This window comes from Erwinia sp. GW821-FHT03D09 (assembly GCF_059420805.1).
Genome location: NZ_JBWKUK010000007.1, coordinates 58,806 through 78,247, shown reverse-complemented (window position 1 = coordinate 78,247; position 19,442 = coordinate 58,806). Strand labels below are relative to the sequence as shown.

The window sequence follows — 19,442 nt, the reverse complement described above, 5'->3', positions numbered from 1 at the left end:
TATTGTCTGGCATTACTCTTGCACATTCTTGTATATACATAGCTGGACAATCACCAGCTTAATCCCAAACGAAATACAGAAGGAACCGCTATGCACTCTCTCCGTGTATTGAAACGTTCGCTGGCCGCGCTGTGCTGCGCCGGGATGTTATCCGCAGTGGCTGTCCCTGCTTTGGCCGCAGAAACGGACACCGTTAAAATGGGCGTTGAACCCTGGCTGGGCTACGGTCAGTGGCATGTGGCGGCAGATCAGAAACTGTTTGAAAAACAGGGGCTGAAAAAGGTCGAGGTGATTAACTTTGCGGAAGATAAAGATATCAATGCCGCGCTGGCAAGCGGGCAGATCGATGCCGCGAATATCGCCACCCATACCGCCATCGGTATGATCTCCGCCGGTTTGCCGATTAAAATCGTGATGGTGCTGGACCAGAGTAATACCGCCGATGCGATACTGGTGACCAAAGACATCGCCACGCTGCAGGATTTGAAGGGCAAGCAGGTGGCCTATGAAGAAGGCACCACCAGCGATATTCTGCTGCGCAGCGCGCTGACCTCTGCCGGGCTGAAGTTCTCCGATATTAAACCGGTGCCAATGCCGGCCGCCTCGGCGGGCAGCAGCATTATTGCCGGGCGCGTCCCGGTCGCCGTGACCTATGAACCGTATCTCACCGTGGCAATGAAGGGCGATCCCAGCCTGAAAATGCTGTACAGCGGCCAGTCCGATCCCGGCCTGATCAGTGATGTGCTGGTGGTTCACGACGATTTTATTAAAAATCACCCTGACGCCATCACAGCGCTGATCAAAACGTGGGACAGCTCGCTGGATTATTACAACGCCCACACCACGGAAGCCCGCGCCATTATTTCCAAAGCGGTGGGTGCCTCGCCGGAAGATCTGCATACCGCGTTTGACGGCGTGAAATACTTCTCTCTGGCGGATAATAAGAAACTGTTATCCCATGATTTTAGTGAAAAAACCTTCCCTCACCTGCTTAAAGCGGCGACAGAGGCCGGTATTGTCAGCCAGCCGGTGACCCCGCAGCAAACCATTGATGCCAGCTTCGTTAATAACCAGTAGCCATCCCTCTTTCTTCCCGTCGCCTGACGGCGGGAGGAAAGATGTCAGGAGGAAATATGAGTGTGGTTGAGCAGCAAAAAACACCTCAACAATCAAAAAAGCGCCGCAGACGCAGTAACCTGCTCACTATCGGGAAAACACCTTCGCGCTCACAGTTCCTGAGCATCTCCATCGGCGTATTTGCCGTGCTGATTTTTGTCTGGTGGCTGGCGACATCCATGGGCGCCATCAAACCGATTTTTTTACCGGGAATTGAACGCGTCTGGCAGCGGATGGTCACGCTGGCAGTAGACGGTACCTTGCAGAGTGATATTGAGAGCAGCCTGTACCGCATTATTATCGCCTTTGCGATTTCATCGGTGATGGCGATTGTCATCGGCGTGCTGGCGGGCTGTTATGGCCTGGCGAAGGCCATTGTTGAACCGCTGGTCGATTTCGTACGCTATATGCCGGTGGTGGCCTTTGTGCCGCTAACCATCCTGTGGACCGGCACCGACGATTTTCAGAAGTTCCTGGTGATCTGGATTGGCACTTTCTTCCAGCAGGTGCTGATGATGATCGACGCCGTGAAGCGCGTCCCGCCTGATTTTATCGGTCTGGGCCGCACGCTGGGCATGTCGGACCGCAAGATCCTACTGCGCATCGTGATCCCCTCCGCTCTGCCTGCCATCTGGGATGCCCTGCGCATCAGCATCGGCTGGGCCTGGACGTGGCTGGTGCTGGCCGAACTGGTGGCCTCCACCTCGGGCCTCGGCTACCGCATCGTAGTATCCCAGCGCTATTTCCAGACCGATACCATTATTGGTTACATCCTGCTGCTTGGCCTGCTGGGCCTGATCACCGACCAGATTATGCGTGCCCTGGAGCGCGTGCTGTTCCGCTATAACCGGAGACGTTCCTGATGGCAACGCTAACGCTAAACAAGCTGGAAAAAAGTTTTCCCCTCGGCAAAAGCTATCGCCGCGTGCTGCACGGTATTGACCTGACGCTCAATGACAATGAGTTCGTGTCGATCGTCGGCACCTCCGGCTGCGGTAAAAGCACCCTGCTGTCGATTGCCGCCGGGCTGGAAGATTTTGACGGCGGCGATGTGCTGGTTGACGGTGTGTCGATCGAAGGCCCTGGGCTGGATCGCGGCGTGGTGTTTCAGTCCTACACCCTGCTACCGTGGCTCACCGCGCGCGGCAATATTGAGTTTGCCCTCAAGGCGGCGGGCACCCCGGCCAGTGAATGCCGCGATATCGCCCAGCAGCATCTGGAACTGGTCAAGCTCGGCAACGCGGCCGACCGCTGGCCGGGTGAGCTGTCCGGCGGCATGAAGCAGCGCGTGGCCATCGCCCGTGCGCTTTCGTACCGACCGAAAATTTTGCTGATGGATGAACCGTTTGGCGCACTGGATGCGATGACTCGCCATCAGATGCAGCAGCTGCTGGTGGAGATTTGGGAAAAGCATCGCCTGACGGTGATGTTTGTTACCCACGACATTGAGGAAGCGGTCTGGCTTTCTGACCGTATTGTGGTGATGGGCCAGGGGCATATCGACTCCACTTTCGACGTCACCCTGCCGCGCCCGCGCCATGAAAGCATTAACCGTACCCCGGAATTTATCGAGCTGCAGCACGACGTGCTGAGCCGCATTCAACAACACGCGATTGGCTAACTGAAAAAGGTAACACTATGTCTGTGACATTCCACGACCTGTCGGCCTCCACTGAATTACCCGCTGACCTTTTCAAACGCACTGAATCTGACCTGTCATTTTTCGTTGAGAAGGTGAAGCCGATTATTGCGGCGGTGAAGGAGGAAGGCGACGGCGCGCTGATCCGTTTTGCCCGCGAGTTTGACGGCGTGCAGCCGGAAAGCTTCTCGGTGCGTGCCGAAGAGCATGAGTTCGAAGAGGCCTTTGCGCGCGTTGATGCCGAGGTGATTGAGGCGATTCGCTTCTCGGTGGAGAACGTGCGCGCCTTCCACGAAGCGCAAAAGCCCGAAGAGATGTGGTGGAAAGAGATGCGTCCGGGCGCTTTCGCCGGCGACCGCCACGTGCCGATCGATGCGGTGGCCTGCTATGTGCCGCGCGGGAAAGGCTCATTCCCCAGCGTGCTGATTATGACCATCGTGCCCGCCGTGGTGGCCGGGGTGCCGCGCCCGGTGGTGCTCACCCCGCCAGGCCCCGATGGGCGCGTGGATGATGCCACACTGATCGCCGCGCGTCTGGTGGGCATTAAGGAAGTGTACAAGTGTGGCGGTGCGCAGGGCGTGGCGGCGGTGGCTTACGGCACGCAATCGGTGCCGAAATGCCTGAAAATCGTTGGCCCGGGCAGCCCGTGGGTAGTAGCCGCCAAGCGCCAGCTGTCTAATCTGATCGACCCGGGTATTCCGGCCGGCCCGAGCGAAAGCCTGATCCTCGCCGACGACTCCGTCAGCGGTGCGCTGGCGGCGCTGGATCTGTTGATTGAATCCGAGCACGGCCCGGACTCGTCGGCGTATCTGGTCACCTCCAGCCGCCGCGTGGCGGAAGAGGCGATTGCGGCGCTGCCGGGCTACTGGAACACCATCGATGAAAAACGCGCCGGATTCTCGCGCAGCGTGCTGGGCGGCACCCACGGCGGCGTGGTACTGACCAAAGATTTCGCCACCGCCGTGGAGTTCGTTAATCAGTATGCGCCAGAGCATCTGGAGATCCTGGCTGAGGAACCGATGGCGGTAATGACGCAAATCCGTAACGCCGGGGAGATCCTGCTGGGCGAACACACGCCGATCACCCTGGGTAACTTCGTGCTGGGGCCAAATGCCGTTCTGCCGACCAACAGCGCCGCCAAAACCGCCGGTCCTCTGTCGGTGTTCGATTATATGAAGCGCATCTCCGTCGGCTACGTCACCCGCGCGGGCTATCAGCAGATGGCGACCAAAGCCAAACGTTTTGCCGAGTATGAAGGCTTCCCGGGCCATGCGCTGGCCGTCTCTGAGCTGCGCGATCGCCTGCTGAAAGGAGAGGATCATGACTGAGCCGCTCGCGCCGTTAGCGGCGGAGGCGCGCCGCCTGACGCAGCAGGGTGACTGGCAGCAGGCCAGCGAGAAGCTCAGCCAGCTGATTACCGAAGTCACCGGCGTGCAGGCGACCGGCCTGAACATCAACCGCGATCAGTACAGCCTGAACTCGCTCAACGGCCGCGTGACGCTAACCGATGGCCGTACGCTGTTCTTTAAGTATCACCATGAAGAAGGCGAAGAACACACCATTGAGGAGTACTACCGCGCCGAGCTGCTGCGCGAGCACGGCTTCCGCGTGGATGTGCCGATCTATGCCTGCGGCGAGCCGGGGCGTCAGATCCTGCTGTATGCCCTGCGCGATGAAAAGCGGCTTGCCGACGTCTGCCGCGAGATTGAAGCCCGTGCCGACTGGCCGGGAATGGCGCCGGTGGTCGATGCCCAGCGCCGCGCCGATGCGGAAATCCTCGCGCATACGCTGCCGACACTGCAACAGGCGCAGGTCAGCCAGGTGGAGGCTGAGTCTGTCCACCAGCTGTTCTGGAACCGTCTGGTTTCGCCGGGCCATACCGCCGGGCTGGGCGGGCGGGTTGACGGCTTCTACGTCAATCAGGACTTCACCTTGGGTGAGCTTACGATACCCTGGCAGAGCCTGAGCAACCTGCGGTGGCGCATCAACGGCGTGACCTATCAGCACACGCTGCGCCAGCTGTTCCTGGATGCCGGGCAGATCCTCGCGCCTGCCACGCTGGCCCATCACGGCGTGGTGGTGGCGCACGGCGATGCGCACAATGCCAACGTCTGGTTTGATTCCCAGGACGGCGTGCCGCAGCTGGTCAGCTTCGATCCGGCCTTTGCCGGCAGCCATATTCCGGCGCTGCTGGCCGAGATCAAAGCCACCTTCCACAACATTTTTGCCCACCCCTGCTGGCTGTATGAACCGGCACAGGCGGCGGAAATCTACCGGGTCAGCGTCCGCCGCGATGGCGATACGCTGGAGGTCGAGCACAACTGGCAGCTAACGCCGCTGCGTCAGGCGTTCCTCGACGGTAAAGGTGAGCTGTACTGGAAGCCGCTGCTGGCCGCGCTGAAAGCCAGAGGCTGGCTGCCCGCGAACTGGCAGCAAATTATACGCCTGGCGCTGTTCTGCTGCCCGACGCTGGTGATGAGTCTGCGCGCCGGATCGGCCAGCCAGCACAATCCGGTCAGTTCGACGATTGGCCTGGCGATGGCCGTGATGCTGGGCAGCGGCGGCGATGATGATTTCTCTCGCTGGCTGGACGACCTGCTAACGGAAGCATAAGCGATGAAAGCGGTACAGCTTTACGGCATTGGCGATCTGCGGGTGGAAGAAAAATCGCCGGCGGTGCTGGCTGCCGGTCAGGTACGTATTCAGGTGCGAGCGTCCGGGATCTGCGGTTCCGACATCCACAACTATCGCACCGGGAAATGGATGGCCGCGCTGGATCTGATAGCCGATCTGGCCGACGGGGCTGCGTACGCTGATCGGCCCTCCGGTGTCGCTGGAGGAAGTGCCGCAGGCCTGAGAGATACTGATCCAGGGCAAATCCTCCTATCTGAAGACGGTGGTCATACAATGAATGTGATGAACAGCTTTTCCCTGAGCGGCAGGCGGGCGCTGGTCACCGGGGCGACGCGCGGGATCGGCCTGGCGCTGGCTACCGCGCTGGCGCAGGCCGGGGCCAGCGTGATCCTCACCGGGCGTTCATCGGCCACGGTGGATCGAGCCGTAGCGGAACTCCAGGCGCAGGGCTTTAGCGCTGAGGGCCATGTGCTGGATGTGACCCGCACTGCTGATATCCAGCGCTGTCTGGCCGACATCGGCGATCTTGATATCCTGATTAACAACGCCGGGACCGAGCAAATCTGCCCGTCGCTGGATGTCGATGAAGCGCTGTGGGACACCATTATTGCCACCAACCTGAAAGGCGCGTTTTTCTGCGCGCAGGCGGCGGCGCGCAGTATGACCCGGCGCCAGGGCGGAACCATTATTAACCTCTGTTCGCTGACCAGCGCGGTCGGCGTGCCGGGTGCCACCGCCTACGGCAGCTCTAAATCGGGGCTGACCGGAATGACCCGGGCATTAAGCACCGAGTGGGCACCGCTGGGTATCCGGGTGAATGGCATTGCGCCGGGGTATTTTGAAACGGAGATGACCCAGGCCTTTTATCAGGATGCGGCCTGGGTGGAGAGCATGCAGGTAAAAATTCTGCTGGGCCGCTTCGGCGAGCTGGAGGATCTTGCCGGGGCGGTCGTGTTCCTCTGTTCCCCGGCTGCCCGCTATATTACCGGGCAGATCCTCTACGTAGACGGTGGCTATCTGGCGGCGATTTAAGCTCAGACGCGGTGCAGCAGTCCGGCGTGCAGCTCGTTGACCGAACGGCAGCCCAGCTGCGCCAGCGTTCGGTCAATTTCCTGCTTCATCGTAGCGATGGTGCTGGCCACCAGCGCTTCGCCACCGGCGGCAACGGCATACAGCAGCGGTCGGCCCAGCAGTACCGCATCAGCCCGCCTACCGGGCGCGTTCCAGCAGGCTGCGGGTGACATTGCGGTCTTTCAGTACGTAAAGCTGGAACCAGCGATCGCCGTTGGACGTCGCGGCAATCTCCTCCATTGAGGCAGTCGATACCGTGCTCTGAATGTAGCCAATCCCCTGCCCGGCCGCCGCGCGGGCGATCATCTGGTCGGCCTGATGGCGCAGCATGCCGTTATAGCCGGTTGGCGCAACCAGCAGCGGTGCCGCCAGCCGGGTTTGTCCCAGATACGTGCCGGTATCGCGGCTGGCCGCATCCTGTAACACCGCCGGGGCGAACATCCAGCGGCGGAAAACATCCAGATTGTGTTGCAGCGTGGTTTCGTCTTCCGCTCCGCCGTCCACATAGCTGAAAGCGAAGGCGGGCAGCACCCGCCTGGCCTGACGGCGCAGGTCAGCCGCATTGAGTAGCATAGATATCCTTTAAGGCATTGATAAATATTGAATTATCTCCCGGGCTACCAACGGAAACCCGCACCCAGTCAGTATAACCAGCTTCACGCCACGGTTTCACGATGATCCCGTGTTCCAGCAGTTTTTTTGCCAGATCGCGGCTGTCTCCGCCCGTGCGGAAAAACAGGAAGTTAGCCACGGAAGGCGCAACCTGATAGCCCAGCGCAACCAGCTGCTCACGCATCAGTTCCCGCTGCTCCACGATCAGCGCCACGCTGGCCGCAACGTGGGCCGGGTCCTGCAACGCGGCCAGCGCCGCCGCCTGCGCGGAACGGTTAATATTAAACGGCGTCCGCACGCGGTTGATCACCCCGGCCAGCGCTTCGTCGCTGGCAACACCGTAACCCACGCGCAGCCCGGCCAGCCCCCACGCTTTCGAAAAGGTGCGCAGCACAATCCACGGACGCGACTGGGCTTGCAATACGCTCAGGCTGTCGGGGTAGTCGCTCAGGGGGTGGCAGTATTCATAATAGGCTTCATCGATCACCAGAATGCAGTCCTGCGGTGCCTGTGCGATCAACTGGTTGAACTCCTCGCGGTCCAGCATACAGCCCACCGGGTTCGAGGGGTTGCTGAGGATCAGCATTTTAGCCGGCTGGCTCAGCGCCCGCTGCCAGGCAGGCAGATCGAATTCCATCTGCTGATTCACCGGCACCAGCGTCACCTCCGCGCCCATCATCTGCGGATAGATCTGGTGCAGCCCGAAGGACGGCTCCAGCGTCACTACCCGTTCGCCAGGATTGATAAACGCCAGGCAGAGCAGCTTCAGCAACTCCTCCGAGCCGTTGCCGATCACAATGCGTTCTGCCTCTGCCGAGGTGAGTTCCGCCAGCGCATGGCGCAGTTTCAGGCTGGCGGAGTCAGAGTAGATGCCGGTATGGCTCAGATCGGCGCGCAGCGCTGCCGCCACCAGCGGGCTGGCTCCCAGCGGATTTTCATTGCTGCCCAGGCGGGTAATATGGTCAACCTGCCAGGTTTCACGCACCGCATCGTCCGACATTCCGGCGTTATAGACTCCCAGCTGCAGGGCCTCTTTTCTTGCCAGTTTTTCAATTTGAATCTGGGACATCTGAGTTCCACTCCGTTAATTGAATATTCATCGTTTCCGCCGCGCGGCGGTCACCGGTCGGGTCACCGCCGCGATAGCAATCAGTGAGGTTGATTTTTAAGAAAAGTGTAGGTGTATACTCTTGTATATACAACTGCAATCCCTATGCCAGCTGCACAAAAAAGCCAACGCGGGCGCGGAAGGGATGTGCGGTAAGACTCTGGCGGTAAGCGCTGCGTAAGGCGGCACCGTTTCAGTGCATGGCGATGGATGATAGTGCGCAGACGATCTCCCGGAGAGCGATTATCCAGTGAATAAGGCGGCTCATCGCGAGCCGCCTCTTAGCCGGGTATCAGCAGAACGTTGTTTCCGCTGTGATTAATCGACGTAGGCCGCGGTATGGAAATCAATTTCCCACTGCAGCACCTCGCCGTACAGCGCCGACAGCGCCTGCTTTTCCGCCTCACTCAACACGTGGGCGCAGCGGTCCAGCTCCTCTTTAAGCCAGCAGGCCTGCTGGTAGAACTCCTCTTCCGCATGCATCTCCACCCAGCGCCGCACGTCGGCATCCTGCTGGCTCTGCTCGCTTACCCGGCAGCACCAGTGGTAGTACATCCACTCGGCACCGAACATCAGGGTGACAATCTGCGCATAGCTGCCCTGCCGGGCGGTATGCAGCATGCCGTCGCGGAAGCGCCGCACGCCGGGGAGATCGTCCGGGTAGTCGGCGGGATTCACCTGACGCTCTGCCAGCACCTGTTCGAACCAGGCAATTTGCGTATCGACCAGCGCATTCAGCACGCCGATCAGCCAGCGCTGCTGGCGGATATCCGGTGCCTTGCTGACGCCAAGTGCAAAAATCGCAATCGCCGTCGCCACGAAGTTGCCTTCGAACACCAGATAGCGGTTAAACACCGACGCCGGCAGGCGATCGTTTTCAATATCCAGCACAAAACGGTGCTGCTGCATCGCCCGCCAGACGTCCTGATGTTCACGCAGTAGCCTTTCGCTGAACGTTTCCATCACGCTTCCTCCAGCGCGGCCTGAGCAACGGACATAAAGTGTTTAACGCGGGCCAGATCCACATCGTTCCACCACACGCCGTCCACCTTCATGGTGCTGGCAACAATCACCCCCTGGGTGCGGCCGAGGATCTGACAAATGTTAGCGGGCGTGACGCCGGAACCGACCAGCAGCGGCAGCTCGGTAGCGGCGCGGATCTCGTCAATCTCCTCCATCGTGGCGCTGTCGCCGGTGCGCTGACCGGTGGCGATCACCGCGTCGGCTTCGAAGAAATCGACGTCGCGAGTCAGTTCCTGGATTGAGCGGTCGGCGACGATGGCGTGGCTGCCGTGTTTAACGTGGCTGTCGGCAAAGACGCGAATATGTTCGGCGCGCAGCTGGCTGCGATAGCGCAGCGCCTTCGCCGCCGCCCCTTCGATAAAGCCTTCGTTAGCGATATAGGCATTGGCCCACTGGTTGACGCGAATAAAGTCAGCGCCGCCCGCCAGCGCGGTGGCCATCGCCGGAATCGAAGCGTTGGCCAGTACGCTAATTCCCAGCGGCACGCCAAAACGCTCCCGCACCTTCTCGGTAATCACTGCCATCAGCGCCGACGTTTCGTGGCCGATATCTTCAGGTTTAGAAAACGGAATATCGCCGTGGTTTTCCACAATCAAACCGTGAACGCCGCCTGCAACATAATTTTCGGCATCACGCAGCGCGCGCTCAATAATATCCCGAACTGATTTACCACGATATTTTGGCGTGCCGGGAAATGGGTCGCAATGAATAACACCCATGACGGCTTTTTTACGTGAAAAAATAGCTTGTATTGCATTCGTTTTTTCTGCTGATATAGCAACCATCTTTTCCATCCTATTTAAGGAAACACTATGCGTGTTTATGTCACCGGTAATATTACCGTCGATGAAACCTGGTCAATCGCGGATATTCCGCAAAAAGGCTCCTCGGTTCATGGTATTAAAGTCTCGCAGGATATTGGCGGCAAAGGCGCGAATCAGGCGATCATATTATCCCGCTGCGGAATAGAAACACGTTTAATTGCCGCTACGGGAAATGACAGCAACGGCGTGTGGATTCGCCAGCAAATAATAAATGAACCCCTCAGCCTGTTACCGAATGCGTATTTCAACCAACATAGCGATACCTCAATAATTTTAAATAGCGCCGATGGCGATAATGCCATTATTACCACCACCGCCGCCGCAGATGCCTTTTGCCTGGAAGGGATTATTCCCCACCTGGCCGATGCCGCTGCCGGCGATATTCTGCTGCAGCAGGGTAACTTTTCCGTGGAAAAGACCCGTGCCCTGTTCCAACTAGCCAAAGCACGCGGCATGACCACGGTATTTAATCCTTCCCCGGTCAACCCCGACTTTGCTCATCTCTGGCCGCTGATTGATATCGCGGTGGTCAATGAATCAGAAGCGGCAGAACTCCAGCCCCAGGGCCTTAAGACCTTAGTGATTACCCAGGGTGCTGCCGGTGCCTGGCTGGTCAGCGAAGGCCAGCGCCGGTTCTGCCCCGCGGTCGCCGCTGAAGCCGTAGATACCACCGGTGCAGGGGATACTTTCCTTGCGGTTATGCTGGCATCTGCCCTACTGCGCGGTGTTTTGCCGGACCCGTTAGCGCTGACTCACGCCAGCCGGGCGGCCGCCATCACCGTCAGCCGCCGGGGAACGTTTAACGCGTTTCCCGGCCAGCAGGAACTCGCCGCCCTGCTAAGCACGGGCGGCGAGTAAGCCTTATTTATACAGCGAACGGTAACCGTCTACGTTCGCTTTCGTGACTACCGTAGCCGGAACCGGAATGGTTTTCGCTACGGTTTTACCTGAGGTAATCGCATTCAGTGCGTTCAGCGCTTCCACACCCATTTGTTTCGGGTCCTGCTGCAGCACGGCGGTGATATAGCCGCCGTCAATGCCGGTAATCGCCTTCGCCGTCAGATCCCAGCCGAAGACTTTAATGTCCTTCTGCCGACCCTGGTTCTCAACGGCCGCAATAGCCCCCAGCAGCGCCGGTTCGCCGGTGGCATAGATCGCCGTCAGGTCCGGGTTACCGGTGATCAGGTTTTCCGCCGCGGTCATCGCTTTATCCTGAACGTTCTGGCTGTCAACGATGTTTGCTACGGTGATTTTCGGATTGCTTTTCAGCGTCTCTTCAAAGCCCTTCTGCCGCTGGTTCTGGATCGCCGAGTTCAGCGCGCCCACAATGCCGACGCGCGCCTTGCCACCCATTTCTTTCTGCACGTAATCCACGAAGAATTTACCAATGATTTTACCGCCTTCGATATTATCCACACCGACCTGTGCCGCCTGCGGCCCGGCCGGTAATACCGCATCGATAGCGATAACCGGTATATTTGCTTTCGCCGCCTCTTTCACCGCCGGCATAATACCGTTGACGTCGATGGCTGCAACCATAATCCCTTTAACCCCTTGCTGAATATAGTTTTCAATCGCGTCACTCTGAGCAACCGGGTTATCGTTGGAGTTGAAAATCACCACATCCTTGCCACTGGCTTTTGCCGCTTCCTGCGCGCCTTTATTCATCTGATTAAAAAACAATGCCTGCTGATTAATCTGAATCAACGCATAGTCGGGGGTGGCGGCACTGGCAACAGAAATAAGGCTACCCGATACGATCAGAGCGGTTGCCAGAGCAATAAAACGCAGTTTTCCGGTGTTTAATAACATCATCATTATCCTCGTCGGGAATAGGCGATAACCAGCGGATTTCTGCGCGAAATGCAAACGCAGAAGGATTTTTTTTGGCGGGCGAATATCGTGTGTATGGCTGAAACAGCAAAAAGCCGTTCAGCTAAGACCTGCTTTCTCACATTCCGGCAACCGGTCCATTTCGGTGCGCGACTGGAATGGTTCGAGCGGGTTTGGGAATGAATTCCCGGATTATGCGGTAAACTGCTTATACAATTCTCCGCAGCTCAATTTTTGTCAAGCATTTATTTAACAATTCATTCACCAGAAAAATTGCTGTATTGCGCGCGTGTAACTGTGCTACAGATAGCCCTCTCTGGCAGAAATGGCGCAGAAAATGAGTGTAAAACGCGTGTTGTTATCCGATGTGGCAAAGCAGGCGGGGCTGTCAAAAGCCACCGTATCACGCTATATGAATCGCAATATCGTGCTGCCGCAGGAGACGATTGACCGTATTGAAACCGCGATCCGCGACCTCGACTATCGTGGCAATAGCCTGGCACGCCGCCTGAGTAAAGGCGGCAGCGAAACGCTGGGCCTGGTGCTGCCCGATATCACCAACCCCTTCTATGCCGAACTGGCGGACGCCGCCGAAGAGGCCGCCTCCGCCAGCGGCTACAGTCTGGTGCTGTGCATCACCCGCAATAACCCGGACAAAGAGTGCCAGTTTATCCGCTGGCTGGATACCTGCCAGGTCGATGGCCTGCTGTTCACCACCAACCGCCCGGATAACGGCCTGCTGCGCAAAGAGATTAAGCGCCACCAGCGCATCGTACTGCTGGATGAGGATATTCCGGGCAGCAAGGTGCCGAAAGTGTTTGCCGATAACGCGCAGGGCGGGCGCATCGCCACCGAAAAACTGATTGCCGCCGGGCACCGGCATATCGCGTTCGTTGGTGGCCCCGATGCGCTGATGAGTGTCCGCGAACGCTATCAGGGCTTTTGCACCGCCATGAAGCAGGCCGGACTGAGCTGGCCGCCGGAATGGGTGATGTACGGTGACTATCAGCGCGAGTTCGGCCAGCGAGCGCTGCGGCACCTGTTCAGCCAGCCCGTGCGCCCTACCGCCGTTTTTGCCGCCAGTGATTATCTGGTGCTGGGCCTGCTGGACGGCCTACGCGCCAGCGGGTTGCAGGCCCCTGCTGCGCTCTCGCTGGTCGGGTTTGACGATGCTAACTATGCCGATTTTACCCAGCCGCGTATTTCCACTATCCGCCAGCCCGCGCGCGAGCTGGGGCGCACTGCGGTGAGCATCATGCTGCGCCTGTTGAACAACGAAAAAGATATCCCCTCTGAAACCCGCCTGCCGGTTGAATGGATTGGTCGAGATTCCATCAGGATTTGTTAAGCACGTCCCAAAATGGCGCAAAAGCGCCCAATGTTGGCGTAAAAAGCGTTCAATTTAAATTCTCTTCGTTATAATCAGTAAACCGGTTTACCTTCGAATATTTAAAAAATTCGTTGTGTTACAGCGAGTTAAAACCACGGGCTGCTGTGTTTTTTTTGCCCTGGCATGGATGCTGCAAAGACTAATTGGCGAACAAATATCGTAATAGCGTTTGACCTGACCATGTTGGTGAAAGCTCCATTCTACAGGTAAACCGGTTTACAAGATGTAGACCGTGTTGGATGGATGACTTTCACACAGGCGGGCGAACATTTCCCGGCAACAGCGATGGGAGTTATCAGATGCAGCAGCCCCAGACTACCCCGCCACGGGTAGAGATGATCAACATCACCAAGACCTACGGGTCGATACGCTCACTGCGCGGCGTGAACCTGGAGATTGCTCCGGGTGAAGTGCTCGGACTGGTGGGCGATAACGGCGCAGGGAAATCCACCCTGACCAAAGTGCTTTCCGGCGCGGTGATTCCCACCAGCGGCACCATCCTCATCGACGGCGAAGTGCACCAGTTTGCCAACCCGGCGGATTCCCGCCGCTGCCATATCGAGATGGTCTATCAGGATCTGTCGCTGTGCGACACGGTCGATGTCGCCGGTAATTTGTTTATGGGCCGTGAGCCGATGAAATCGGTACTCGGTATCCCGTTCCTTGACGAAGCCAAAATGCACGCCGATGCGCGCGAGATGCTGAAGGGGCTGGGGATTTCCATTCCCGATACCCGGCTGCTGGTGCGCAATCTTTCCGGCGGCCAGCGCCAGGCCATCGCCATCGCCCGTGCGGCGGCGTTCGACCCGAAAGTGCTGATTATGGACGAGCCCACCGCCGCGCTGGCCGTGGCGGAAGTGGAAGCGGTGCTGGAGCTGATCCGCCGCGTTTCCGCCCGTGGGGTGAGCGTGATCCTGATTACCCACCGCCTGCAGGATCTGTTCCTGGTCTGTGACCGGATCATGGTGATGTATGAAGGTACCAACGTCGCTGAACGCCGGGTCGCGGACACCGATCTGAGCGATATCGTTAACCTGATTGTGGGCGAAAAATTCACCGCCCGCTCTGCCGCCGCACACTGAGGTAACAGGATGAGTATCATCAACTTAAGCAGCTCCCGCATGATCCAGCACTCGCTGCCGCGCCGCCTGCTGCATAATCACTCGGGCGTGCTCAGCATCGCACTGTTTTTCGTCTTCTGCTGCGTGGTGTTTTCGCTGATCACCAGTAACTTCCTCACCGGCACCAACTGGCTGAACATCGTTCGCCAGAGTGCGCCGCTGCTGATCGTCGCCACCGCCATGACGCTGGTGATCACCACTGGCGGGATCGACCTGTCGGTGGGGTCCACCCTCGCGCTGGTCGGTGCCCTTTCCGCTATCGCCCTGAACAACTGGGGGCTGCCGTGGCCGGTGGTACTGGTGGGCGGCCTGCTGCTCGGCGGGCTGATCGGCGCGATTAACGGCTTCTTTATCGCCTACGAAGGCATACCGGCGTTTATCGTCACTCTCGCCACCCTGGCGGTGGTGCGCGGTATCGCGCTGCTGGTCACTCAGGGCTATTCGATTCCGGTGCCTGAAGACAGCCTGTTTACGATGATGGGCCGTGCCAGGGTGCTGGGGATTCCGATGCCCGCACTGCTCGCCATTATCGCGCTGATCGTCGGGCATTTCGTCCTCAACCATATGCGCTTTGGCCGTTACGTGACCGCCATCGGCGCCAATGCCGAGGGCGCGCGCCGCAGCGGGATTAACACCAAAGCCGCCACCATGAAGGTGTATATCATCAGCGGCATGGCCGCCGCGCTGGCCGGAATGATTATCACTGCCCGCCTCGGTAGCGGTTCATCTAACCAGGCCGAAGGCTTTGAGTTACAGGTGATAGCCGCCGTAGTGCTCGGCAGCACCAGCCTGTTCGGCGGCTTCGGCACCATTATCGGTACGCTGCTGGGCGCGATGTCGATTGCGGTGATCCAGAACGGGCTGATCCTGTCGCATATCTCACCGTTCTACACCCAGATTGCCACCGGCACCATTATTCTGCTGGCCATCTGGCTGAACACACGCATTCTCAACCCCGCGCGATCTGCGGCGAAAGGATAGCTGATGAAAGGATCAATTTTTCGCCATCCGCATCCGCTGCCGGTTGGCGTCAGCAGCGGCTATGTGATGACGGTGCTTGGCCCGCTGCCGATTGCTGAGATGGGCGTGACGCTGATGCATGAGCATATCCTGTTGGATGCCTCCGGCAAGTGGGTGCCGCCGTGCTGCTGTAGCGATCGTCATCTGGCCGAGATGCCGGTGAAGATGGAAAACCTCAGCGAGCTGTCGCTTAACCCGCTGATGAGCCGCGATAACTGCCAGCTGTTTGACTTCGATCTGGCGATTGAAGAGCTGGCTAAATACCGCGCCCTCGGTGGGGAAACGGTGATTGACCCGACCAATATCGGCATTGGCCGCGATCCGAAGGCGCTACAGCGTATCTCGCGCCTTACCGGGCTGAATATCGTGATGGGCACCGGGCTGTATCTGGAGCCGTCGCACCCCGAGTGGGTGAAAACCACCAGCGTTGAGCAGCTGACCGAAAAGCTGATCTACGACCTCGGCGGCGCGGAAGAGCAGCCGGAGGTGATTGCCGGGCTGATCGGCGAAATCGGCATCTCCAGCCGCTTTACGCCGGATGAAGAGAAGTCGCTACGCGCGGCGGGCCGTGCCAGCGCGGCCACCGGTGTGCCGATTGAGGTACATCTGCCGGGCTGGGAGCGTCTGGGACATAAGGTACTGGATATTCTCGAGCAGGAAGGGGCCGATCTGCGCCATACGGTGCTGTGCCATATGAACCCAAGCTTTGCCGACAAGCGCTATCAGCGCGAGCTGGCGCAGCGCGGCGCGTTCCTGGAGTACGACATGATCGGCATGAGCTATTACTACGCCGATGAATCGGCGCAGTCGCCTTCCGACGAGGAGAACGCCCGCGCCATTTGCGAGCTGATAGACGACGGTTATCTCCAGCAGATTTTGCTGTCGCAGGACGTGTTCCTGAAAACCATGCTGACCCGCTACGGCGGCCACGGCTACGGCTACATTCTCAAGCATTTTGTCCCGCGCCTGCGCCGCCACGGCGTTAACGGTGAACAACTTGAGACCTTAATGATCGGTAATCCCCAGCGGGTATTTGGCGGATAAAAAAGGAAAACAGATGAAGAAGAAAATTTTACTGGTGGGTGAATCCTGGACCAGCACCTCGGTACACGTGAAAGGCTTCGATCAGTTTGCTACTGCTACCTGGCACAACGGCGCAACCGACTTCCTGGCCGCGCTGGCGGACAGCAACTATGCGGTGACCTACATGCCTGCCCACGCGGCGGCTACCGACTTCCCGCTGACGCAGGAAGTGCTGGCGGAGTGGGATGCGATTATCCTGTCGGATATCGGTGCCAACACGCTGCTGCTGCACCCGGATACCTGGCTGAAAAGCCGCCGCACCGCCAACCGCCTGACGCTGCTTCATGACTACGTGGCTAACGGCGGCTCGCTGATGATGATCGGCGGCTACTTCAGCTTCCAGGGGATCAACGGCGGCGCGCGCTACCGCAATACGGCGGTGGAGAAAGTGCTGCCGGTACGCTGCCTGGCCTGGGACGACCGCATCGAAACGCCGGAAGGCTGCTATGCCGAGGTCACCGAATCGCACGCGGTATTTAACAATATTCCGGGCGAATGGCCATGGCTGCTGGGCTATAACGAGGTGGAAATGCACCCCGAGGGTAAACTGCTGGCGACCGTGGCCGGTACCGGGCATCCGCTGCTGGCGGTACGCGAATACCAGCAGGGCCGCTCGCTGGTGTGGACCAGCGACATGTCCCCCCACTGGCTGCCGGAAGAGTTTGCCAAATGGTCAGGCTATCGCCAGCTGTGGGTCAACTGCCTCGACTGGCTGACGGAACGCGGCTGATGGCAGTGGATACCACAGTTGAACTGGCCCGGCAGCTGCTGGGCTTTAACACCACCAACCCGCCGGGCAATGAAGCCGACTGCATGCGGTTTTTCGCCAGGTGGCTCAGCGAACGCGGTTTCGAGGTTTCGCTGACGTCGTTCGGCGAGGGGCGCAGCAATCTGGTCGCCCGCCTGCCCGGCAACGCGCCGGGCAGGCCGCTGGCGTTTACCGGCCATCTGGATACCGTCCCACTCGGCAACGCGTCGTGGCAGTTCGATCCTTTTGGCTCGCAGATCGACGGGGATCGTCTCTACGGACGGGGATCAAGCGATATGAAAGCGGCTGTGGCGGCGTTTGCCGTCGCCTGCGTTCAGCACCGCCAGAAAATCCTTAACGGGCGCGGCGCGGTTCTGCTGATTACCGGCGGCGAGGAAACCGGCTGTGACGGCGCGCGGGCGCTGATCGAAGCCGGGGATCTGCCGGAGATCGGCGCGCTGATCGTCGGTGAACCAACGGCCAACTACCCCGTCATCGGGCATAAAGGCGCACTGTGGCTGCGCTGCGAAACGCGGGGCAAAACCGCCCACGGCGCGATGCCGGAGCTGGGGATTAACGCAATTTATCTGGCGGCGGATGCGCTGGGCAAAATCCGCCACTTCTCGCCGGGTGCGCCGCACCCGCTGATGAAGCAGCCGACGCTGAACGTTGGGCGCATTGAGGGCGGTCTGAACATTAACTCGGTGCCGGACCGTACGCGGTTTGATGTCGATATCCGCAGCGCGCCGAATCTTCAGCACGCCACTATTCGCGAGCAGCTGGGTGCGCTGCTGGGCGAAAACGTCACCCTCACCACGCTGGTCGATCTGCCAGCAGTGCTGAGCGAAGAGCGCCACGCCTGGATACGTCAGGTTTATCATCGCTGCCAGCCGCTGCACGATGCCCCGCTGGTACCGCGCGTAGCGCCCTACTTTACCGATGCCTCGCTGCTGCTGCCCGCGCTGGGCAATCCGCCGTGCATTATTCTCGGCCCCGGCGAGCCGTCGATGGCGCACCAGACCGACGAATACTGCCTGCTCAGCCGACTGGCAGAGGCGGAGCAGCTGTACGCGGAAATCATTCAGGACTGGATGGATTAATTGAGCTGCCGGGCGATCGCCCGGCAGTTTTCGACAACGCATGCAGCTTAGCCTGCCTGCACATATCACGCCTTCGCAACATCAGCAGCAAATAAATCGGTTGGGATTATGCCGCGAAGTCCTGCGCTTCGGTCACCAGCAGCGCCCGATGCAGCGCCTGGGTGGTGACGGCAAACGGCAGTCCGCCCAGGCTCTTCTGTGGAAAGCGGATGTCGGCAGCGATCTGCGCAATACGTGCCGACCTGTCGCCTTCCAGTGCGTGCAGCCAAAGTGGGCTGCCGTAGATTTTCAGCAGGGAGAGCAGCTGCGCATCCGGCTGGCCGTATTCCACCAGCGACTGAAGCAGCAGGCTGAATCCCACTTTCTCACCGTGCAGCCAGTTAAGTAGTCTGCATCATCGCTCCAGCGCAAAGCTCCTCTGCCAGCGATCACCGGGCCAGTCAGCGACGGGTGTGCTCACTCCCCCTGTAGTGTTGCCACTATCCGCCGTTCGCCGCCGTGAATGCGGTGCTCGCCCAGATAAATACCCTGCCAGGTGCCTAACAACAGCCGCCCACGGCTGACCGGCAGCAGCAGCGATGTGCCGAGCAGTGAGGATTTGATGTGCGTCGGCATATCGTCAGGGCCTTCATAGTCATGCTGATAGGGCGCGTTTTCCGGCACGTGATGCAGGAAGTGCTGCTCCATATCGCTGCGCACCGTGGGGTCGCAGTTTTCATTGAGAGTTAATGACGCGGAGGTGTGCTGCAGCAGCAGGTGCAGCAGGCCGGTCTGCACATCGCTCAGGCGACGCAGTTCGCCGAGGATCTCATCGGTGACGAGGTGAAAACCACGCGGCTTCGCGTTCAGGGTGAGCGTTTGCTGATACCACATTGTCAGACTCCTTAACGTAACAGATGGGTTAAGTGTGCAGCATATGAGGCAAAGGTAAACCGGAAAGCGTTGAAACAGGGAAATCAGGATGAAGAAGTTTGGCGCTCTGGCGGATTCAGGTGTCTCGAGGCTCAGGGACCGTCAGTTTGGCGGATTGGCAGGTAAGCAGATAAGCAGATAAGCAGATAAGCAGATAAGCAGATAAGCAGATAAGCAGATAAGCAGATAAGCAGATAAGCAGATAAGC

At 59.1% G+C, this 19,442-nt stretch carries 20 protein-coding genes and 1 pseudogene; 13 read left to right on the top strand and 8 right to left on the bottom strand.

Annotated elements, in window-relative coordinates:
• The first annotated feature begins 90 nt into the window (after positions 1–90).
• Genes AC07U6_RS08510 through AC07U6_RS08485 form a run of 6 tightly spaced genes read left to right on the top strand, consistent with a single transcriptional unit; the run spans position 91 to position 6,421 of the window.
• Positions 91–1,077 carry an ABC transporter substrate-binding protein gene (locus tag AC07U6_RS08510; RefSeq protein ID WP_494764113.1) on the top strand — a complete coding sequence of 329 codons (987 nt, stop codon included), beginning with the start codon at positions 91–93 and terminating at the stop codon, positions 1,075–1,077.
• 41 nt (positions 1,078–1,118) lie between these two features.
• A complete protein-coding gene (locus AC07U6_RS08505; RefSeq protein WP_494764114.1) occupies positions 1,119–1,979 on the top strand; it encodes an ABC transporter permease in 861 nt (286 codons plus the stop codon).
• A complete protein-coding gene (locus tag AC07U6_RS08500; RefSeq protein ID WP_494764115.1) occupies positions 1,979–2,737 on the top strand; it encodes an ABC transporter ATP-binding protein in 759 nt (252 codons plus the stop codon). The genes AC07U6_RS08505 and AC07U6_RS08500 overlap by 1 nt, the downstream gene beginning before the upstream one ends.
• A gap of 17 nt (positions 2,738–2,754) precedes the next feature.
• Entirely contained in the window at positions 2,755–4,083 is a 1,329-nt protein-coding gene (hisD, locus tag AC07U6_RS08495; protein WP_494764116.1) for a histidinol dehydrogenase, read from the top strand.
• The gene (locus AC07U6_RS08490) at positions 4,076–5,368 is read left to right on the top strand and encodes a hypothetical protein (RefSeq protein WP_494764117.1); all 1,293 of its coding nucleotides are present in this window, start codon (positions 4,076–4,078) and stop codon (positions 5,366–5,368) included. Before hisD ends, AC07U6_RS08490 begins: the two co-directional genes overlap by 8 nt.
• A 3-nt stretch (positions 5,369–5,371) precedes the next feature.
• Positions 5,372–6,421, top strand: coding sequence for an SDR family NAD(P)-dependent oxidoreductase (locus AC07U6_RS08485; protein WP_494764118.1), 1,050 nt, complete (start codon positions 5,372–5,374; stop codon positions 6,419–6,421).
• 2 nt (positions 6,422–6,423) lie between these two features.
• Here AC07U6_RS08485 and AC07U6_RS08480 read toward each other — a convergent pair whose 3' ends face one another.
• The 5 genes and pseudogenes from AC07U6_RS08480 to AC07U6_RS08460 form a co-directional block, all read right to left on the bottom strand.
• Positions 6,424–6,633 (bottom strand): alpha-hydroxy-acid oxidizing protein, encoded by a 210-nt coding sequence (locus AC07U6_RS08480; protein WP_494764119.1) that lies wholly within the window; start codon positions 6,631–6,633, stop codon positions 6,424–6,426.
• A pseudogene (locus AC07U6_RS08475) lies at positions 6,602–7,033 on the bottom strand (alpha-hydroxy-acid oxidizing protein); the annotation flags it as partial. The pseudogene AC07U6_RS08475 and the gene AC07U6_RS08480, both read right to left, overlap by 32 nt.
• Positions 7,014–8,141 carry a histidinol-phosphate transaminase gene (gene hisC / locus AC07U6_RS08470; RefSeq protein ID WP_494764120.1) on the bottom strand — a complete coding sequence of 376 codons (1,128 nt, stop codon included), beginning with the start codon at positions 8,139–8,141 and terminating at the stop codon, positions 7,014–7,016. The pseudogene AC07U6_RS08475 and the gene hisC, both read right to left, overlap by 20 nt.
• A gap of 357 nt (positions 8,142–8,498) precedes the next feature.
• Positions 8,499–9,143 (bottom strand): TenA family protein, encoded by a 645-nt coding sequence (locus AC07U6_RS08465; RefSeq protein WP_494764570.1) that lies wholly within the window; start codon positions 9,141–9,143, stop codon positions 8,499–8,501.
• Positions 9,143–9,988, bottom strand: coding sequence for a BtpA/SgcQ family protein (locus AC07U6_RS08460; RefSeq protein WP_205065687.1), 846 nt, complete (start codon positions 9,986–9,988; stop codon positions 9,143–9,145). Before AC07U6_RS08460 ends, AC07U6_RS08465 begins: the two co-directional genes overlap by 1 nt.
• 27 nt (positions 9,989–10,015) lie before the next feature.
• Between AC07U6_RS08460 and AC07U6_RS08455 the strand changes: the two genes are divergently transcribed.
• Positions 10,016–10,885, top strand: a complete 870-nt coding sequence (locus AC07U6_RS08455) for a ribokinase (protein WP_494764121.1) — start codon at positions 10,016–10,018, stop codon at positions 10,883–10,885.
• A gap of 3 nt (positions 10,886–10,888) precedes the next feature.
• Here the strand turns inward: AC07U6_RS08455 and AC07U6_RS08450 are convergent, their stop codons facing one another.
• Complete coding sequence (locus tag AC07U6_RS08450; RefSeq protein ID WP_494764571.1) at positions 10,889–11,842, bottom strand: ABC transporter substrate-binding protein; 954 nt, start codon at positions 11,840–11,842, stop codon at positions 10,889–10,891.
• A 343-nt stretch (positions 11,843–12,185) separates the two neighbouring features.
• Between AC07U6_RS08450 and AC07U6_RS08445 the strand changes: the two genes are divergently transcribed.
• The 6 genes from AC07U6_RS08445 (at position 12,186) to AC07U6_RS08420 (ending at position 18,322) form a co-directional block, all read left to right on the top strand.
• Positions 12,186–13,208, top strand: coding sequence for a LacI family DNA-binding transcriptional regulator (locus AC07U6_RS08445; RefSeq protein ID WP_494764122.1), 1,023 nt, complete (start codon positions 12,186–12,188; stop codon positions 13,206–13,208).
• A gap of 377 nt (positions 13,209–13,585) precedes the next feature.
• A complete protein-coding gene (locus AC07U6_RS08440; RefSeq protein WP_494764572.1) occupies positions 13,586–14,332 on the top strand; it encodes an ATP-binding cassette domain-containing protein in 747 nt (248 codons plus the stop codon).
• 18 nt (positions 14,333–14,350) lie between these two features.
• Entirely contained in the window at positions 14,351–15,352 is a 1,002-nt protein-coding gene (locus tag AC07U6_RS08435) for an ABC transporter permease (protein ID WP_494764573.1), read from the top strand.
• Positions 15,353–15,355: 3 nt separating this feature from the next.
• Complete coding sequence (locus AC07U6_RS08430) at positions 15,356–16,435, top strand: phosphotriesterase family protein (RefSeq protein ID WP_494764123.1); 1,080 nt, start codon at positions 15,356–15,358, stop codon at positions 16,433–16,435.
• Positions 16,436–16,448: 13 nt separating this feature from the next.
• Positions 16,449–17,204 (top strand): glutamine amidotransferase, encoded by a 756-nt coding sequence (locus AC07U6_RS08425; RefSeq protein ID WP_494764124.1) that lies wholly within the window; start codon positions 16,449–16,451, stop codon positions 17,202–17,204.
• A gap of 5 nt (positions 17,205–17,209) precedes the next feature.
• Positions 17,210–18,322, top strand: coding sequence for a M20 family metallopeptidase (locus AC07U6_RS08420; protein WP_494764574.1), 1,113 nt, complete (start codon positions 17,210–17,212; stop codon positions 18,320–18,322).
• A 106-nt stretch (positions 18,323–18,428) separates the two neighbouring features.
• Here the strand turns inward: AC07U6_RS08420 and AC07U6_RS08415 are convergent, their stop codons facing one another.
• Both AC07U6_RS08415 and AC07U6_RS08410 read right to left on the bottom strand, forming a co-directional pair.
• A complete protein-coding gene (locus AC07U6_RS08415) occupies positions 18,429–18,683 on the bottom strand; it encodes a hypothetical protein (RefSeq protein WP_494764125.1) in 255 nt (84 codons plus the stop codon).
• A 95-nt stretch (positions 18,684–18,778) separates the two neighbouring features.
• Entirely contained in the window at positions 18,779–19,195 is a 417-nt protein-coding gene (locus tag AC07U6_RS08410) for a secondary thiamine-phosphate synthase enzyme YjbQ (protein ID WP_494764126.1), read from the bottom strand.
• Between the last annotated feature and the right edge of the window lie 247 nt (positions 19,196–19,442).

Bases quoted from the DNA above. Each gene is read 5' to 3' on its own strand.
- AC07U6_RS08505 (WP_494764114.1), top strand. From the start codon at position 1,119: ATGTCAGGAGGAAATATGAGTGTGGTTGAGCAGCAAAAAACACCTCAA.
- AC07U6_RS08465 (WP_494764570.1), bottom strand. From the start codon at position 9,143: ATGGAAACGTTCAGCGAAAGGCTACTGCGTGAACATCAGGACGTCTGG.
- AC07U6_RS08490 (WP_494764117.1), top strand. From the start codon at position 4,076: ATGACTGAGCCGCTCGCGCCGTTAGCGGCGGAGGCGCGCCGCCTGACG.
- AC07U6_RS08510 (WP_494764113.1), top strand. From the start codon at position 91: ATGCACTCTCTCCGTGTATTGAAACGTTCGCTGGCCGCGCTGTGCTGC.
- AC07U6_RS08500 (WP_494764115.1), top strand. From the start codon at position 1,979: ATGGCAACGCTAACGCTAAACAAGCTGGAAAAAAGTTTTCCCCTCGGC.
- hisC (WP_494764120.1), bottom strand. From the start codon at position 8,141: ATGTCCCAGATTCAAATTGAAAAACTGGCAAGAAAAGAGGCCCTGCAG.
- AC07U6_RS08425 (WP_494764124.1), top strand. From the start codon at position 16,449: ATGAAGAAGAAAATTTTACTGGTGGGTGAATCCTGGACCAGCACCTCG.
- AC07U6_RS08480 (WP_494764119.1), bottom strand. From the start codon at position 6,633: ATGTCACCCGCAGCCTGCTGGAACGCGCCCGGTAGGCGGGCTGATGCG.
- AC07U6_RS08445 (WP_494764122.1), top strand. From the start codon at position 12,186: ATGGCGCAGAAAATGAGTGTAAAACGCGTGTTGTTATCCGATGTGGCA.
- AC07U6_RS08455 (WP_494764121.1), top strand. From the start codon at position 10,016: ATGCGTGTTTATGTCACCGGTAATATTACCGTCGATGAAACCTGGTCA.
- AC07U6_RS08450 (WP_494764571.1), bottom strand. From the start codon at position 11,842: ATGATGTTATTAAACACCGGAAAACTGCGTTTTATTGCTCTGGCAACC.
- AC07U6_RS08460 (WP_205065687.1), bottom strand. From the start codon at position 9,988: ATGGTTGCTATATCAGCAGAAAAAACGAATGCAATACAAGCTATTTTT.
- AC07U6_RS08430 (WP_494764123.1), top strand. From the start codon at position 15,356: ATGAAAGGATCAATTTTTCGCCATCCGCATCCGCTGCCGGTTGGCGTC.
- AC07U6_RS08440 (WP_494764572.1), top strand. From the start codon at position 13,586: ATGATCAACATCACCAAGACCTACGGGTCGATACGCTCACTGCGCGGC.
- hisD (WP_494764116.1), top strand. From the start codon at position 2,755: ATGTCTGTGACATTCCACGACCTGTCGGCCTCCACTGAATTACCCGCT.
- AC07U6_RS08410 (WP_494764126.1), bottom strand. From the start codon at position 19,195: ATGTGGTATCAGCAAACGCTCACCCTGAACGCGAAGCCGCGTGGTTTT.
- AC07U6_RS08485 (WP_494764118.1), top strand. From the start codon at position 5,372: ATGAAAGCGGTACAGCTTTACGGCATTGGCGATCTGCGGGTGGAAGAA.